The sequence below is a fragment of the Mesorhizobium sp. CA15 genome, assembly GCF_020165215.1.
GTDB lineage: Bacteria > Pseudomonadota > Alphaproteobacteria > Rhizobiales > Rhizobiaceae > Mesorhizobium.
Map to the genome: position 1 here is coordinate 69509 of NZ_JAIUHQ010000021.1, position 16236 is coordinate 85744.

A 16236-nucleotide genomic window follows, 5' to 3' on the forward strand; every position below is an offset into this window, starting at 1 on the left:
GCCGGCTCAGCTTTGGACAAGAAATGGCGGCCCAACCTCCAATATTCGTTTATGCATAATTGCTAATATGAGCATCGAACGGTCTCTTCTGGAATGCAATTGCGCAGCAAACGCCGCTTCGCACCTTCAGGAATTGCTTTAGCCAGCTTGCTTTAGGCGATAGAGCTCGATCGGGCTGCCTTTCTCGCCGATCGGCTCGAGCCAGTCCGGCACGGCGCCGCGCAGCAGGCCGGCAAGGAAACCCTGCGGCGCCTTCCGGGTCAGGATCAGGGTCTCGACATTGCCGGGGCAGATGGCGACGAGGCCGACGCGATGCGCCTCGACGATTGCCCGCGCGTCATCGGCCGAGCCGAGAAAGGCGTCCAGCGCCAGGAGATTGCCGGCGACGTTGCGATGATAGGGGCCGGCGAAAACGCGATGGCCGCTATAAGCGAGGACCGGCGCTCCGAGATTGGAGATCGTCAGCACGGTGGTATCGGCCATGCCGCCGAGTGGCGCAAAACTGGCCTTCTTCTGGCAAGTCATGTCCGAGGCGCCGCCGTCGGCGACGGGCTTGCCTCTCTCGAACGCCACCGAGGCGGCCGCGGCGACGCCCGTCCAGACCGGGTTGATCGAGACCAGCCAGACGGCCGCAAGGCGCAGCGCCACGCCGAGCGAGGAGCTGGCTTCGGCCCGCGCCCGCCATTTTGCGATCCAGGCCGACAACGGAACGACGGCAAAGGCGATCGAGAAGGTGGTGCCGCGCACCTGCCAGGCGCCGACCGCGAAGGCGACGACGAGCAGGGCCGCAACGAGGCTGTCCTGCCGCCGCCAGCCGCCGCGGCGCAAGTGCCGTACCATCAGGACGATCGCGACCAGCGGCGTCGCGTAACGCGCCGCCACGCGCGCCGGATCGCGGACAAGCAGCGCGAACAGCGACTGGGCCTCGTCGATATGGTCGAGCCACAGTTCCTTGAGGCGCGGATCGAGGGAGGCATAAGGCGCGGAGAGGCATTGCGGGAACAGCACCGCCACGACCACGCCGAGCACGACCCCCAGAAGCGCAAGCGACCCCAGCCTGCGCCGCCAGCTGCCGGCGGCAGGCTCAATGAAGGCGATTGCGGCAAGCCCCACGCCGGCGATGGCCGCGACGACGAACTGCGCGACCGAGAAGGCGTCGCACTGCGCCACGCCCCATGCGGAAGGCGGAACGGTGACGGCGAAGACAAGCGCCGCGACACCGGCGAAGCCGAGGCCGAAATCCCGGGCGATCGCACGTTCGCCGCCTGGATCGGCGACGAACAGCAGCGCCACGCACACGCCGATAGTGGCGACATAGGGCACGGTTTCCATGCCGACGGCGAGCGTCAGCGCCGCGCAGAGGCCGGACAAGAATGCGGCCCAGCGTCGGGAGGGCGCCTCGAGCAGCAAAGCGAGGCTCGCCATGGTCAGCATCAGCTGGGCGTTGTGGTGGTCGAGCGCGCCGGGGTCATAGATGCCGATGAAATAATAGCCGGCGGCGCCGATCAGGATGGCTGGCAGCACCGCGCCGCCACCGCCGAAGCTGCGCGCTGCGCGGGCGGTGAAGAACAAGGTCGACCAGAAGAGCAGCGCCGGCCACAGCACCTGCGCCACGTCCTCGCCAAGCGGCCTGCTGCCGGTGAGCGCCGAGGCCGCAAGCGCGATGGCGGCGATCGGCGCGTCGACCAGCCGCGACCAGTGCATGACGAAGCCGCCTTCCAGCCCCATCCGGTATTGGTGCAGGTCGAACCAGCCCTGGCCGGCGAGCAGGTCGCGGACCTCGACGAGGCGCAGCAGATTGTCGTTGTCGCCGCCGGCATCGGTCAGTTGGCCAAACCCGGCCCATGCATCGATAGCGAATGCGAGCAGGGCGGCAAGCAGCGCCAGCGCCAGATCGGACTTCCAGGCGGCGCCGGTCTCGGCTGTGCCCATTGCTGTGGCCTTTGACGGGAGAGGATCGGTTTTAAACCTAGCCTTAACGGCTTCAATAAATAGTAAAACGGCTCGACAGGGCCGGCATGAGCACGGCCGGAGGCTGGATCGGGCGTCCGGAGACAGACATGCCGCATGCAGTCCGCCACGAGCCGGTCATCGCCGTGCTCCTGCCTTGCTACAACGAGGAGCTGACGATCGGCGACGTCGTGCGGCGCTTCCGCGAGACGCTGCCTTCGGCCGCGATCTATGTTTACGACAACAATTCCAAGGACCTCACGGCGCTGAAAGCCCGAGCCGCCGGCGCCGTCGTCGTGCGCGAGCCGCGCCAGGGCAAGGGCAATGTGGTGCGGCGCATGTTCGCCGACATCGACGCCGACATCTATGTTATGGCCGACGGCGACGGCACCTATGCGCCGGAGGATGCGCCGCAGCTGATCAATGTCCTGCAGACCGAGCGCTCCGACATGGTGGTGGGCACCAGGCGCGGCGTGGCCGACGATGCCGGCCGCAACGGCCACGCTTTCGGCAACCGCATCTTCAACCGCCTCTACAAGGGTCTGTTCGGGACCGACTTCACCGATATCTTCTCCGGCTACCGGGTCTTTTCGCGCCGCTTCGTCAAAAGCTTTCCGGCCGTTTCCGGCGGCTTCGAGATCGAGACCGAGATGTCGGTGCATGCCTCGCAGCTCAAGCTGCCGGTGAGCGAGATGGCGCTCGATTACGGCCGCCGCCCGGAAGGCTCGTCGTCGAAGCTGTCGACCTTCCGCGACGGCGCCAGGATACTGTGGATGTTCGCCATGCTGGTGAAGGAGACGCAGCCGTTGCGCTTCTTCGGCACGTTCGCGCTGTTCTTTCTGGCGGCCAGCATCGGCCTGATGATCCCGGTACTGGTCGAGTTCGCGCAGACGGGGCTGGTGCCGCGCATGCCGACCTGGGTGCTGTCGATCGGCATGCTACTGTTGGCCATGCTGTCGATGATGACCGGGCTGATCCTCGATTCCGTCTCGCGCGGCCGGGCCGAGCAGAAGCGCATCTTCTATCTGTCGATTTCCTCCGGCCGCGCCGAGCGCGGGATATCCGGGCAGGCCTCGCCCAAGGGCGAACCGGGCAAGGCCTCGCGGGCGGCATAGTGGATCGCCTCGTCCGCTTCGCCCTTGCCGGCGGCATCGGCTTCGTCGCCGACGCCGCGGCGCTCTGGCTGCTGCTTGCCGCCACGCCGCTCGGCCCGATGGCGGCGCGCCTGCTGTCGATCGGCTTCGCGCTCTGCGTCACCTGGCAGATCAACCGCCATCTGACCTTCGCGCCGTCGAGCCGGGGCATCGCGCAGGAAGGCGTGCGTTATGGCAGCGTCGGCATCGCGACCAGCATCGTCAATTACCTGGTCTATTGCGCCGTCCTGTTCGCCCTGCCGGCGCTGCCGCCGCTGGCGGCGCTGGCCTTTGCCTCGATCGTCGCGATGGCGCTGTCCTTCCTCGGCTACTCCAGGCTGGTCTTCGACCGCTAAGCGTCTGCACCAAGCGAGCACGATTGGCAGGCGCCGCCGATTTCCTTATATCGGGCGTCTGAGTTCCCCGGAGACCGCAAATGCCGCTGAAGATCGCCGTCCAGATGGACCATGTCTCCACCGTGTCGATTGCCGGCGACACCTCCTTTGCGCTTTCGCTGGAGGCGCAGCGGCGCGGCCACAAGCTTTTCCACTACACGCCCGACCGGCTGTCGATGGTGGGCGGCAAGGTGTTCGCGCGCGTCGAGGAGATGCAGGTGCGCGACGAGAAGGGCAACCATTACGCGCTGGGCGAGAAGGTGCGCACCGACCTCTCCGAGATGGACATCGTGCTGCTCCGCCAGGACCCGCCCTTCGACATGAATTACATCACCACCACGCACATATTGGAGCGCATCCATCCGAAGACGCTGGTGGTCAACGACCCAGCCTGGGTGCGCAACAGCCCGGAGAAGATCTTCGTCACCGAATTCTCGGACCTGATGCCGGAAACGCTGATCACCAAAGACCCCCAGGAAGTGGCGGCCTTCCGCAAGGAGTTCGGCGACATCATCGTCAAGCCGCTCTACGGCAATGGCGGCGCCGGCATCTTCCATCTGCACGAGGCCGACCGCAATCTCGCCTCGCTGCTCGAAATGTTCGGCCAGCTGTTCCGCGAGCCCTATATCGTGCAGCGCTATCTCAAGGACGTGCGCAAGGGCGACAAGCGCATCATCCTGATCGACGGCGAGCCGGTCGGCGCCATCAACCGCGTGCCGGCCGAGCACGATTCCCGCTCCAACATGCATGTCGGCGGCCGCGCCGAGAAGACCGAGCTGACCGAGCGCGAGCGCGAGATCTGCGCCCGCATCGGACCGGCGCTCAGGGAGCGCGGCTTCATCCTCGTCGGCATCGACGTGATCGGCGACTACATGACCGAGATCAACGTCACCTCGCCGACCGGCGTGCGCGAAGTGCAGCGCTTTGGCGGCGCCGACATCGCCAGCCTGTTCTGGGATTGCGTTGAGGGGAAGCGGCTGAAGTCGGCCGCGTAATTGCCGCATGTTGACTCTGCAGCACGGATATCGGCCTCCTACCGTATCCGAGATTGTCGGAGCAATGTTGCGTCATCGCCGCTATCTCCGGAAAGGGTGGTACTCTTCCGCGAAGTCGCAACCTGCTCTTCAGGCAAGTTTGCTGTCGGACGATCCGTTCATATCCTATTCGGGAATGTCCGGTACGCCCCTTGGATTGGCAAGTCACATGCCTCTCCTTCCACGCAGTCACCGTGCCTGGTTTCTCATCTCGCCAACCTGGTCCATCGAAAACAATTCCAGCGTCAAAATGATCCGGACCTATGCCGTTCTGCATAGACTTGGGAACCCCCGTCACTCGCTAATCTTCCTACCCAACACACAAGCCGAGGCTGATCTCTTGAATCAGTCCGGTGAGGCCGCCGTCCTGCACAACAAGACTTCAACAACCTCCGAATACATATTCAGGCCCCTCGAGGACATCCCTGTAGAATTTGATGCAATATACAATGCGCAACTGGCTTCGTGGAAACGCCACGACTTGTCCCTTGGCATCGAGCGTTGTGCATTTGTCTTTTATCGTGATTCAGTGGGGTCATCCACGACGGAGTCGGAAAGGGCGCGGGTAAATCGCCACAGGGAGCTCGCGCCGGGTCACGTGTTTATCAATGAGTTTGACAGCACCGGCAAACCTGTTCGATTGGCGCCGGCTCATGTGAACATGCATCTAAATCGTGCAGCCGTGGGAATTTGTCTCTCTGCAATAGAAGGACCAATGTTCGCCAGCACAGAGTATCTTCTCGCGGGGCTACCTGTTGTCACGACCCCGAGCCATGGTGGTCGAGACCTTTATCTCGATGACGAATATTCGCTTACAGTTGCACCCGACCCTCGATCCATCGCGGAGGCTGTCTTAGCGCTGAAGGAGCGACGAATCCCCCGGGCTTATATTCGTTCGCAAACTTTGAAACGAGTTGAGCGAGACCGCCGGCGGTTCATGGACCTTGTAAATGAGATTTTTCTGGAAAGCGGCTCTTTGCGCCGGCTCGCCATGCCTTGGCCTTTCCGATATCCTGTTATGGAGTGGCTTCCACCCCACATCGCAATCGATCGATCGCTTTCAGGCACGGTCGATGCCTTCATCACCGCCTAGACGGCAACAGCCCGATTGCCGGAGGGACTGCTCGCCTTGTTCAACAGGTCGAGAGCACGCGGCGATAGCGGCTGCTTGGGCGCGCCTCGGCCTTTTAGTCCAGAAGAAGCTTTGGCCGAAATCCGCCATCTTCGCGGATAGATGTTCCTGTAGTGTTCTTGCTTGTTTCGAAAATCTATGGTTGTCTGCATTGTAGGCGCTCGCGGCCCGATGGTGGATACGGGCGCGTTGAGGCCGGGGGTTTTGGATAAATGGTAGCGCGGGTTCGCACGGTCGCTTTCCAGGGCATCGAGGCTTTGCCGGTCGATGTCCAGGTGATGGTCGGGCCAGGCAAGGTCGGCATGCAGATCGTCGGCCTGCCGGACAAGGCGGTGGCCGAAAGCCGCGAGCGCGTGCAGGCGGCGCTGCATGCGTCGGGCCTGTCGATGCCGTCGAAGAAGGTGACGGTGAACCTCGCGCCGGCCGATCTGCCCAAGGAAGGCAGCCATTACGACCTGCCGATCGCGCTCGGCCTAATGGCGGCGCTCGGCGCCATCCCCGGCGATATGCTGGCCGGCTATGTGGTGCTTGGCGAATTGTCGCTCGACGGCACCATCGCCGGCGTTGCCGGCGCGCTGCCAGCGGCCATCGGCGCCAATGCGGAGAGCAAGGGTCTGATCTGTCCCTTCGCCTGCGGCCCGGAGGCGGCCTGGGCAGGCAAGGATTTCGACATCCTTGCGCCGCGCAGCCTGATTGCCGTCGCCAACCATTTTCGCGGCACGCAGGTGCTGTCGCGGCCCGAGGCCGGCATCCAGCTTGCCGCGCGCGACCTGCCGGATCTCGCCGACATCAAGGGCCAGGAGAGCGCCAAGCGGGCGGTCGAAGTGGCTGCCGCCGGCGGCCACAACCTTCTCATGGTCGGGCCGCCCGGCTCGGGCAAGTCGATGCTGGCGCAGCGCCTGCCCTCAATCCTGCCGCCGCTGGCGCCGAAGGAGCTGCTCGAAGTGTCGATGATCGCTTCCGTCGCCGGCGAGCTCGGCGAAGGCAAGCTGACCGACCGGCGGCCGTTCCGCGCCCCGCATCATTCGGCTTCGATGGCGGCGATGGTGGGCGGCGGGCTGCGCGCACGTCCGGGCGAGGTCTCGCTCGCCCATCACGGCGTGCTGTTCCTCGACGAGTTGCCGGAATTCACGCCGCAGACCTTGGATGCGCTGCGCCAGCCGCTGGAAACCGGCGACTGCATGATCGCACGCGCCAACCACCGCGTCACCTATCCGGCGCGCATCCAGCTGGTGGCGGCGATGAATCCGTGCCGCTGCGGCATGTCGGGCGAGCCCGGCTATCGCTGCCTGCGCGGCGACCGCTGCCGCACCGAATACCAGGCGCGCATTTCCGGCCCGCTGCTCGACCGCATCGACCTCAGGATCGAGGTGCCGGCGGTCTCGGCAAGCGACTTGATCCGGCCGGACAAGGCCGAGACGAGCGCTTCGGTGGCGCAGCGCGTGGCGCGTGCGCGTGCCATGCAGCGCGAGCGGCTGGAAAGACTGGGCGCGGGCGCCACCACCAACGCGCACTGCCCGCCGTCGATTATCGAGGAGATCGCCAAGCCCGATAGCGCCGGGCTGACGCTGCTCAAGGACGCCAGCGAAAAGCTCGGTTTTTCGGCGCGGGCCTATCACCGCGTGCTGAAGGTGGCGCGCACGCTGGCCGACCTCGACGCCAGCGAAACCGTCGGCCGCATCCATCTGGCAGAGGCGATCTCCTATCGGATGAGCGCGGAGCGCATGGCGCAGGCGGCGTGACCGCAAGCGTGCCGGGCTTTTATCCCTCTTCAATCTTGCGCCGGGATCAGCTTCTGCAGCGTCGGTGCCAGAATCATGGCGAAGCTCGATCCATCGCCATAGGCCCGCGCGGAAATCATCGCCCCGTGCACGGTCGCCATGAAGGCTTCCGCTTCGACGCGCGGCGCGGCGGCGATCGTCAATGTGCCTTGCGCGGCGCCGCGCTCGATAACGCCGGTCAGCCACCCCGAGAGAAACCGGAAATAGGCCCGGACCTCCGCGGCCACCTCAGGCGGAAGGGCCGGAAGCTCGCTGGCAAGCAGCGCGCAGACGCACATCGGCCTGCTCGCATCCTCGATGCACTGCGCCCAGAAGTCGGCATAGGTGCGCAGCAACTGAGGCGGCGCAGGCACACTGCGCTCTAGCTCCGTCATGCCCGTCACGGCATCCTCGAGGTAGCGCCTGACCAGGCTTTGCACCAGGTCGACCTTGCTCGGGAAATGATGATGGATGCTGGCTTTGCGGATACCGACCACGTCGGCGATATCGGCGTAGCTGAACCCGTTATAGCCGCCGGCGACGATGAAGCTTCGCGCGGCGGCCAGTATGTCATCGGCGGTGTTCGAGGGCTTGTCCATGGACATGCCTAACCTCCGGCGGAGGAAATCTCAACGCACGGCCTGCGGCGACTTGCGAAGGATATCGCTGACCGACAGCCACACGGCGGACACGAGGAAGTAGAAGGCGCCGAAAGCGGCATAGGGCGCGACATTGGCGATGCCGATGGCCTCGGCGCTGCCCGCCATCTTGACAAAAAAGAGGCCGGCCAGCGCCGATTGCGCGCCGCTCAGGATCATCGCCCATTGGGCGCCGTTACTCTTCCAGCGACGCGCCGCGGTGAGAAGCTGAAACGCGCCGGAGACGACCGCCCAGACCCCATAGACTGCGAGCACCGCATTCATGCTGCGGCCAAGCGCGATGGCAACCGCGATCGCGGTGAGGATGCTGACGGCGAGATTAAGCAACTGCGACTTGTTGCGGCCCAAGCCGCCGCTGCGCTGCGCGTCGATATAGTTCGCGAGCGCGTCCCAGAGGGGATAGGCAACCAGCATGACCGCGGCGAGCGTCGGAACCGACTTCGCGACGGTGAAGGCTACCGCGACCCAGGCCGCCGACACGGCAAACCGCAGAAAATAGTAGCTTTTGAGCCAGCCGTTTGAGGACTGGGCATGGTTCATTCGTGCAGGCATGACAGTTCCTTTCATTCAATTACCTACCAACTAGTAGGTAGATTGAAAATCGTCAATGCCTTGCGGGCCGGTCGCCGATCACCTCGATATCTCGTTTACGTGATCGGCGCCCGCTTGCGCCGCGCTACTGCTCGCGCGCCTTCAGCTCCAGCCGCCGCTTATGCAGCACCGGCTCCGTATAACCGTTGGGCTGGACCGCCCCCTTGAACACCAGGTCGCAGGCTGCCTGGAAGGCGATGGAATTGTCGAAGTCCGGCGCCATCGGGCGGTAGAGCGGGTCGCCGACATTCTGGCGGTCCACGATGGCCGCCATGCGCTGCAGCGAGTCCCTCACCTGGATTTCCGAGCACACCTTGTGGCGCAGCCAGTTGGCGATGTGCTGCGAGGAGATGCGCAGCGTGGCGCGGTCCTCCATCAGGCCGACATCGTTGATATCGGGCACTTTCGAGCAGCCGACGCCCTGGTCGATCCAGCGCACGACATAGCCCAAAATGCCCTGCGCATTGTTGTCGAGCTCGCGCTGGATCTCGTCCGGCGTCCAGTTCGGCCGGCTTGCGACCGGCACCGACAGGATATCGTCGAGCTTCGCCTTCGGCCGGCTCTTCAGCGCCGCCTGCACGGCGTGCACGTCGACCTTGTGATAGTGCGTGGCGTGCAGCGTGGCGGCCGTCGGCGACGGCACCCAGGCGGTGTTGGCGCCGGCTTTGGGATGCGCGATCTTCTCAACCAGCATCGCCGCCATCAGATCCGGCATCGCCCACATGCCTTTGCCGATCTGGGCGTGGCCGGCGAGCCCGCATTCCAGGCCGGTGTCGACATTCCAGGCCTCATAGGCGGAAATCCAGGCGGCCTGCTTCATGTCGCCTTTGCGGATCATCGGGCCGGCTTCCATCGAGGTGTGGATCTCGTCGCCGGTGCGGTCGAGGAAGCCGGTGTTGATGAACACCACGCGTTCCTTCGCGGCGCGGATCGCTTCCTTGAGGTTGACGGTGGTGCGCCGCTCCTCGTCCATGATGCCCATCTTGATGGTGTTCTTCGTCATGCCGAGCAGCGCTTCGACGCGATCAAAGATCTCGACGGCGAAGGCGACCTCCTCCGGCCCATGCATCTTGGGCTTCACCACATACATAGAGCCGGCGCGGGAATTCATCCGGCGGCCGTTCGGGCCGACATCGTGCAGCGCGATCAGCGCCGTGATCGCCGCATCCATGATGCCTTCCGGCACCTCGTTGCCGTCACGATCCAGGATCGCCGGATTGGTCATCAGGTGGCCGACATTGCGCACCAGCATCAGCGAGCGGCCGGGCAGCGTAAGCGTGCCGCCGCCGCGCGAGGTGTAGGTGCGGTCCGGGTTGAGCTTGCGAACGAAAGTCTTGCCGCCCTTGGCGATCTCTTCCGCGAGGTCGCCCTTCATCAGGCCGAGCCAGTTGCGGTAGACGACGACCTTATCCTCGGCATCGACGGCGGCGACCGAATCCTCGCAGTCCTGGATGGTGGTCAACGCGGCTTCGAGGAGGACATCGGCGATGCCGGCCGGATCGGTCCGGCCGATCTGGTTGGCGCGGTCGATCACGATTTCGATATGCAGTCCGTTCTTGACCAGAAGCACCGCTTCCGGCGTGGCGGCATCGCCGCGATAGCCGACGAACTGCCTTGGATCGGCAAGCGTCGTGGCGCCGGCACCCTCGCCTGCTTTCAGCGCGCCATTCGCCACCGACAGCCCATTGACGCCCGCCCATTTGCCTGTGGTCAGCGGCACGGACTGGTCGAGGAAATCCTTGGCCCAGGCGATCACCTTGGCGCCGCGCGCCGGATTGAAACCCTTGCCCTTCTCGGCGCCGCCGGTCTCGGCAATGGCGTCGGTGCCATAGAGCGCATCATAGAGCGAACCCCAGCGCGCATTGGCGGCGTTGAGCGCATAGCGCGCATTCATCACCGGCACCACGAGCTGCGGCCCGGCAACGACGGCGATCTCGGGGTCGACATGCTCGGTCGAGACGCTGAAGGCCGGCCCTTCCGGCACCAGATAGCCGATCTCCTTGAGGAAGGTCTTGTAGGCCTCCATGTCGAGCGGTGCGCCGTTTTCGCGATACCAGAAGTCGAGCTTCTCCTGCATGGCGTCGCGTTTGGCCAGCAGCGCGCGGTTCTTCGGCGCGAGGTCGTGGACGATGGCCGAAAAGCCGGTCCAGAATTCTTCCGCGTCGATGCCGGTGCCGACTACCGCCTCCTCGGCGACGAAGTCGTGGAGCTCCCGGGCAATCCGCAACCCGGCGATCTCGATGCGGTCGGTCATCTGCTCGTCTCCAGATAGGTGGCTTGCCGGGCGTTTGGCATGTTTGGGGTTGCGGGGTCAATTCAGCTTAGGGTGTAGAGGGGCGCGGCCTTTTCCTTCTCCCACAAGGGGAGAAGGAAAAGGCGCTAGACCGCAATCCGCGGCCGTCCCGACGCCACGGCCACCACATGCGCCTCGATGAACATGCGCTGGCCCTCGATGGTCGAGACCTTGAACTCGGTGGAAACGTGGATCTCGGCGCTGTCGGTGCCCGCGTCCTTGGCGCGATCGGCGGCGAGCGCCCGCACATCGGCTTGCGCCGCCTCAATCGCCTTGTCCTCTTCGGTGAAGTCGCGCACCGTCTGCCCTGACGCCAACCGGAAAAGGCCCTCCTTGGGCTGGCTGACGCGGGCTTCGGCCGAGACGCGCACCTGGCCGACCACGGCACCGAGCGCGTTGGCGACATCCGTGTCTTCCGGCACGATGCAGCCATTGCCGATCAGCGGCGGCAGGCCGGCATAATGCAGCGGCGCGGAGGCGCCGAGGCCGATGACCGGGCGGTCGAGCGCAACGGTGAAGCGGGCGATGCCGGGATGCGCGTCGACGGCGCGCTGCACCAGCGCATGCGCCACCGTGGCGGCACCGTCCAGCCCGTCCTCGGCGAAGGCGGTCTCCAAAATATATTCGGCCGACCAGCGGGTCAGCGTGACGAGCACGCGCTGCGAAATCTCCTCCGGCGTCGCCGCGATGGTCTGGCCGCGGCCGTCGCGGCGGCGGGCGAACAACTCGGCGCCGAGCCGGGCGGTGGCGGCGTGCCAATTGGCCTGCTTGCCGAGGACATGAGCGGCATCCGACGGCGTGAAGCCTGAGATATGCACGAGACCGCGCGCGACCAGCCGGTTCAGCGTGGCGTTCTGCGCGTTGGAAGCGAGCAGCCGGTCGAGCGCCAGCGGGGTGGCGCCGATCGTCTCGTAAAGCTTCGCCTCCGGCCCGGTGAGACCGGCGGCGAGCCGGTCCGGCACGCCTGTGCGCAGGGCAAAGCGCCCGTCCATGCGGCCGGGGTTCGGCGCGCGGAGCTGTCTTTCCAGTTCGACAGTCACGGCCTCGCCATGCACCATGCCGGACAGCGCCAGCGGCACCAGGCGGCGCGGCCCAAGCAGGATTTTTGGGTCGAGCGCGCCGTCTTCCAGCGTCACTTCGGAATCGCCGCCGAGGCCGAAGGTGCGCATGGCGACAGCCTCGACCATGGTGCGGAAGCCGCCGACGGTAGCGCCTTCGGGATCGAGGCGCGGCCGGCCGCCGTCGAGCACGGCGACATCGGTCGTGGTGCCGCCGATATCCGAAACCATGGCGTCGTCCAGCCCGGTCATGTGGCGCGCGCCGACCAAGCTGGCGGCCGGGCCGGACAGGATCGTCTCGATCGGCCGCTGGCGGGCAAACGCTGCCGACACCAGCGCGCCGTCGCCCCGCACCACCATCAGCGGCGCGGCGATGCCGCGCTTGGCGAGAAACCCTTCGGTCGCCGCCACCAGCCGGTCGATCATCGAGATCAGGCGAGCATTGAGCAAAGTGGTGAGCGCGCGGCGCGGGCCGCCGAGCTTGGCGGAAAGCTCGTGGCTGGCGGTAACCGGCAGGCCGGTCTTGTCGCGGATGAGGTCGCGGGCCGCCAGCTCATGCGCCGGATTGCGGGTGGCGAAATAGGCGCAGACGGCAAAGCCCGATACCGAACGCCCAAGCTCCGGCAGCGCCGCCTCGAGCCCGGAAAGGTCCAGTTTTGCCGCATTGCCATGCACGTCGTGGCCGCCGGGGCAGAACACCACCGGATCGGTGCCAAGCGCCGTCTTCAACCCGTCGCGCGCGAGGTCCGCCTCCGAAAAGCCGATCATGACCAGCGCCACGCGCCCGCCTTGGCCCTCGACCAGCGCGTTGGTGGCGAGCGTCGTCGACATCGAAACCAGTTTGATCGAGGCAGGATCGGTCCTGGATTGTTCCAGCACCGCGTCGACCGCGCCGGAAATACCGACGGCGAGGTCATGGCGCGTGGTCAGCGACTTCGCCTTGGCCAGCACCTTGCCCTTCGGGCCGCCTTCCTCCGACCACAGCACGGCGTCGGTGTAGGTGCCGCCGGTGTCGATGCCGAGGAAGAGAGGGGGAGGCTTGGCGGTCATTTCTGTGAGGCGGTCCAGGGTCGAGGGCTTTGTTGCGAAGCCCTTAGCCGATACAGGCTGGCGGATAAAGAAGGGAGGGATGGGCCAGGGGGGGCGCCGGGGTTTATTGGAAACGTCGACGCGAGGCCCCCCTCTCTGGCCTGCCGGCCATCTCCCCCTCAAGGGGGAGATCAGATGTCGCCGGCGCTTTCGCCAATCGCCAACGTCGCAAAGGGGCGCCGGCGTCCAAGCTGCCAATCTCCCCCCTTGAGGGGGAGATGCCCGGCAGGGCAGAGAGGGGGGCCTCGCGCCGGCCTGCGCAGCAGTCTTTCAAGCGCCGGCGTTTCCTATTTCGCCGTGACGGTGCCCGTCATCGAGCTGTGGATCGCACAATGGAACGGATGCGCGCCGGCGGCCGATATCTTGACCTTGGCGCGTTTGCCCTTGGCGAGTTGGCCGGTATCGAAGGAGCCGTCATCCGCCGTGGCGGTGTGCGTCTTGGAATCGGCGTTGGTAAAGGTCACCGTGTCGCCAACGGCGACACTGATCTTGGCCGGGTGAAATTTCATGTCCTTGATCTCAACCGCGTGGTTTGCGGCGAAGGCGGGCATTGCGACGGCAAGCAAGGCAAGGGCGAGCATGGTGCGCATGGTGGATTCCTCCTGAGAGTCCTCCCCCTAAGCTAAGGCGGGCGCGGCGTTTGTCATGCCACGAACCCCACTCTTTTATGCGACCCGTCGCAAAACGGCTTGTTGGCCGAATGCCCGCAGCGGCAGAGGAAAACCTTGGTGGTCCGCGCGATGGTATGCCCGGTGCCGGTGACGATCTCCGCATTGCCTTCAACCTTGAGCGGGCCGTTGACGGTAGGCGTGACCGTCAGTGGGCCGTCCCGCGCCTCCAGCACCTGCGCTTCCTTCAGCGGCGGCTCGCCTGTGGCGGTGAATCCGGCCTTGATGTGGCTGTTGTCGCAGAACGGCTTGTTCTGCGACAGGCCGCAGCGGCAGAGCGTGGCGCGGAACAAGGATTCCTCGCCGAGCACGATCTCGGCATGCACGGCCAGCGGCCCGTTCTCGCGCAACCGCACGGTGTTGACCACCGGCGGCCTCTCCTGCGGTCCGCCATCCTTGCGGCTGTAGGTGATGGCGCCCGAGGGGCAGTTTTCCGCCAGCGCCACGACCTGCTCGACGCTGGCCGCGTCAGGGTGGATCCACTCGCCCGGCGCGTTGGGCACGAAGACATGCGGGTTGCCGAGCACGCAATTGCGCGAATGGATGCAGCGCTTGCCGCTGAAGGAAACGTCGATCTTCTCGCCTTCGACCGTGCCTGCCATGTGGGTGGGGTCTCCTGTTGGGTTGAGACGAGGCTAGGGCGATGGTGAGAGGGGCGTCAAGAATGAACTCCCCTTCTCCCTTTGTGGGGTGAGAAGCGGTCCGCGTTAGCGGACGAAAAGCCAATTGCTTGGCTTTTCGAGCTTCGAACGCCCTGAGCCTGCGAAGGGCCGGGTGGTGGCTCGGCACGCAGCGCCGAGACGGATGAGGGGTGCTCCAGCTTGGCAGGAACGCCGATGCACCGCTACCGCCAGGGTTGCAGACTCTCATCCCTCACATAGGCAATGATGGTGTCGCAGACCGCATCCAAATCCTTCAGCACATCGTCGTTCCAGAACCGCAGCACGCGAAAGCCCCTGACTTTCAGCTCGGCATCGCGTTCCTGGTCATGGCGCGATTCCGCATGCTGGCTGCCGTCAATCTCAACGACGAGCTTGGCCTCGGCGCAAAGGAAATCCGCCACGAACCGACCAATCGGCACTTGCCGCCTAAATTTGATGTTGTCGCGACGACGACCGCGCAATTCCTGCCATAGACGGTCCTCCGCGTCGGTCGACTCACGGCGCATCGACCGAGCGAAATTCCTTTTGGCCGGGGTTACGGGTTGGTGGGGCATGGCAGAAGACTGGCCGATGTAGGTGATGGCTCAAATATCCGGCGTCTCACTCAGCTGGAGCACCCCTCATCCGTCTCGGCACTGCGCGCCGATCCACCTTCTCCCACAAGGGGAGAAGGAGAAGAGCTACTCCTCCAGGTCGATCTCCTCGGTCTGGCCGCCGCTGCAAGTGTAGCAGCAGTCCTCGCAGGTTTCCTTGTTGTTGGGGCCGACGCCCCAATAGGTTTCTTCATCGCCGTCGACCCAGGCGCCGTAGCAGATCTTCTCGCCCTCGTTGCACGAGATCGGCAATTGCTTGGTCTCGCCGTCGTCGAGATAGAAATCCTTGCCCTCGCCCGGCCAGACATAGTCGCGGTCCTGGCTGTAGAGCTCGACGCGCATGGCGTTGGGATGATTGTTCTTGATCTGGAAGGTGACGTCGCCGGCGTGAGCGGCGGGCGCGATGAGGACGGCAAGCGAAAGCGCGGCGGCAACGCGGCGCGCGAAGGTGGAAGACATGAGAACCCCCGAGGTCGAATCGGCCCCCACGGCCGATGGTTGGATGATGACATGGCGGGCGCATATGCCAAGGGGCGGCGGCGAAAATGGCTGACGCAATTTGGGGGACTTCCCCTTCTCCCCTTGTGGGAGAAGGTGGCTCGGCGCGCAGCGCCGAGACGGATGAGGGGTGTTCCAGCTTGGCGAAGACGCCCGGTGGCATCACCGCCAGGGCTGCAAACTCTTATCTTTCACATACGCAATAATGGTATCGCAGACCGCATCCAGCTCTTTCAGCACATCATCGTTCCAGAACCGCAGCACGCGAAAGCCTCTCGCCGTCAATGCGGCGTCGCGCTCCAGATCACGGAGCGACTCCGCATGCTGGCTGCCGTCGATTTCGACGATGAGTTTTGCCTCGGCGCAGAGGAAATCCGCGACGAACCTGCCTATCGGCACCTGCCGCTTGAACTTGATATTGTCCAGTCGCCGGCCGCGCAATTCGTGCCATAAGCGGTCTTCCGCCTCTGTCGGCTCGCGGCGCATCGACCGGGCGAAATTGCGTTTGGCCGGGGTTACGGGTTGGTGCGGCATGGCGGAAGATTAGCCAATGTTGGTGCCCGCTCAAATATCCGGCGCCTCACTCCGCTGGAGCACCCCTCATCCGTCTCGCCGCTGCGCGCCGAGCCACCTTCTCCCACAGGGGGAGAAGGGGAAGCGCCCCGCTACTCGGCCAGATCCACCGTCTCGGTGGAATGCTCGGTGCAGATGAAGCAGCAGG

Annotated in this window: 15 protein-coding genes; 5 read left to right on the forward strand and 10 right to left on the reverse strand. The window is 65.1% G+C overall.

The features are described 5' to 3' along the window. Positions 1-138: 138 nt before the first annotated feature. On the reverse strand, positions 139-1932 hold the full coding sequence (locus LB515_RS25110; RefSeq protein WP_224709298.1) for a GtrA family protein: 1794 nt from the start codon (positions 1930-1932) through the stop codon (positions 139-141). Between the two features lie 128 nt (positions 1933-2060). Between LB515_RS25110 and LB515_RS25115 the strand changes: the two genes are divergently transcribed. The 5 genes from LB515_RS25115 to LB515_RS25135 all read left to right on the forward strand — a co-directional run bounded on the left by LB515_RS25115 (position 2061) and on the right by LB515_RS25135 (position 7386). Next, a complete protein-coding gene (locus tag LB515_RS25115) occupies positions 2061-3065 on the forward strand; it encodes a glycosyltransferase (protein ID WP_224709299.1) in 1005 nt (334 codons plus the stop codon). After that, positions 3065-3439, forward strand: coding sequence for a GtrA family protein (locus tag LB515_RS25120; protein ID WP_224709300.1), 375 nt, complete (start codon positions 3065-3067; stop codon positions 3437-3439). The genes LB515_RS25115 and LB515_RS25120 overlap by 1 nt, the downstream gene beginning before the upstream one ends. Before the next feature lie 80 nt (positions 3440-3519). Further along, positions 3520-4473 (forward strand): glutathione synthase, encoded by a 954-nt coding sequence (gshB, locus tag LB515_RS25125; protein WP_224709301.1) that lies wholly within the window; start codon positions 3520-3522, stop codon positions 4471-4473. 379 nt (positions 4474-4852) lie between these two features. Continuing rightward, positions 4853-5605 (forward strand): glycosyltransferase, encoded by a 753-nt coding sequence (locus tag LB515_RS25130; protein WP_224709302.1) that lies wholly within the window; start codon positions 4853-4855, stop codon positions 5603-5605. A 251-nt stretch (positions 5606-5856) separates the two neighbouring features. Then, positions 5857-7386 (forward strand): YifB family Mg chelatase-like AAA ATPase, encoded by a 1530-nt coding sequence (locus tag LB515_RS25135; RefSeq protein ID WP_140845292.1) that lies wholly within the window; start codon positions 5857-5859, stop codon positions 7384-7386. Between the two features lie 29 nt (positions 7387-7415). Here the strand turns inward: LB515_RS25135 and LB515_RS25140 are convergent, their stop codons facing one another. From LB515_RS25140 to LB515_RS25180, 9 genes are all read right to left on the reverse strand, one after another. Then, entirely contained in the window at positions 7416-8003 is a 588-nt protein-coding gene (locus LB515_RS25140) for a TetR/AcrR family transcriptional regulator (protein WP_224709314.1), read from the reverse strand. 30 nt (positions 8004-8033) lie between these two features. Next, positions 8034-8615: a DUF308 domain-containing protein gene (locus LB515_RS25145; protein WP_224709303.1), complete on the reverse strand. Its 582-nt coding sequence runs from the start codon at positions 8613-8615 to the stop codon at positions 8034-8036. 124 nt (positions 8616-8739) lie between these two features. Next, positions 8740-10908 carry a malate synthase G gene (locus LB515_RS25150; protein WP_224709304.1) on the reverse strand — a complete coding sequence of 723 codons (2169 nt, stop codon included), beginning with the start codon at positions 10906-10908 and terminating at the stop codon, positions 8740-8742. A gap of 125 nt (positions 10909-11033) precedes the next feature. Further along, entirely contained in the window at positions 11034-13055 is a 2022-nt protein-coding gene (locus tag LB515_RS25155) for a hydantoinase/oxoprolinase family protein (protein WP_224709305.1), read from the reverse strand. Positions 13056-13381: 326 nt separating this feature from the next. Continuing rightward, positions 13382-13684 carry a cupredoxin family copper-binding protein gene (locus LB515_RS25160; RefSeq protein ID WP_224709306.1) on the reverse strand — a complete coding sequence of 101 codons (303 nt, stop codon included), beginning with the start codon at positions 13682-13684 and terminating at the stop codon, positions 13382-13384. Between the two features lie 53 nt (positions 13685-13737). Further along, positions 13738-14364 (reverse strand): CDGSH iron-sulfur domain-containing protein, encoded by a 627-nt coding sequence (locus LB515_RS25165; RefSeq protein ID WP_224709307.1) that lies wholly within the window; start codon positions 14362-14364, stop codon positions 13738-13740. 242 nt (positions 14365-14606) lie between these two features. Continuing rightward, on the reverse strand, positions 14607-14978 hold the full coding sequence (locus LB515_RS25170; RefSeq protein WP_224709308.1) for an endonuclease domain-containing protein: 372 nt from the start codon (positions 14976-14978) through the stop codon (positions 14607-14609). A 126-nt stretch (positions 14979-15104) separates the two neighbouring features. After that, positions 15105-15476, reverse strand: a complete 372-nt coding sequence (locus LB515_RS25175; protein ID WP_140845363.1) for a hypothetical protein — start codon at positions 15474-15476, stop codon at positions 15105-15107. A gap of 201 nt (positions 15477-15677) precedes the next feature. Next, positions 15678-16049 (reverse strand): endonuclease domain-containing protein, encoded by a 372-nt coding sequence (locus LB515_RS25180; protein ID WP_224709309.1) that lies wholly within the window; start codon positions 16047-16049, stop codon positions 15678-15680. Between the last annotated feature and the right edge of the window lie 187 nt (positions 16050-16236).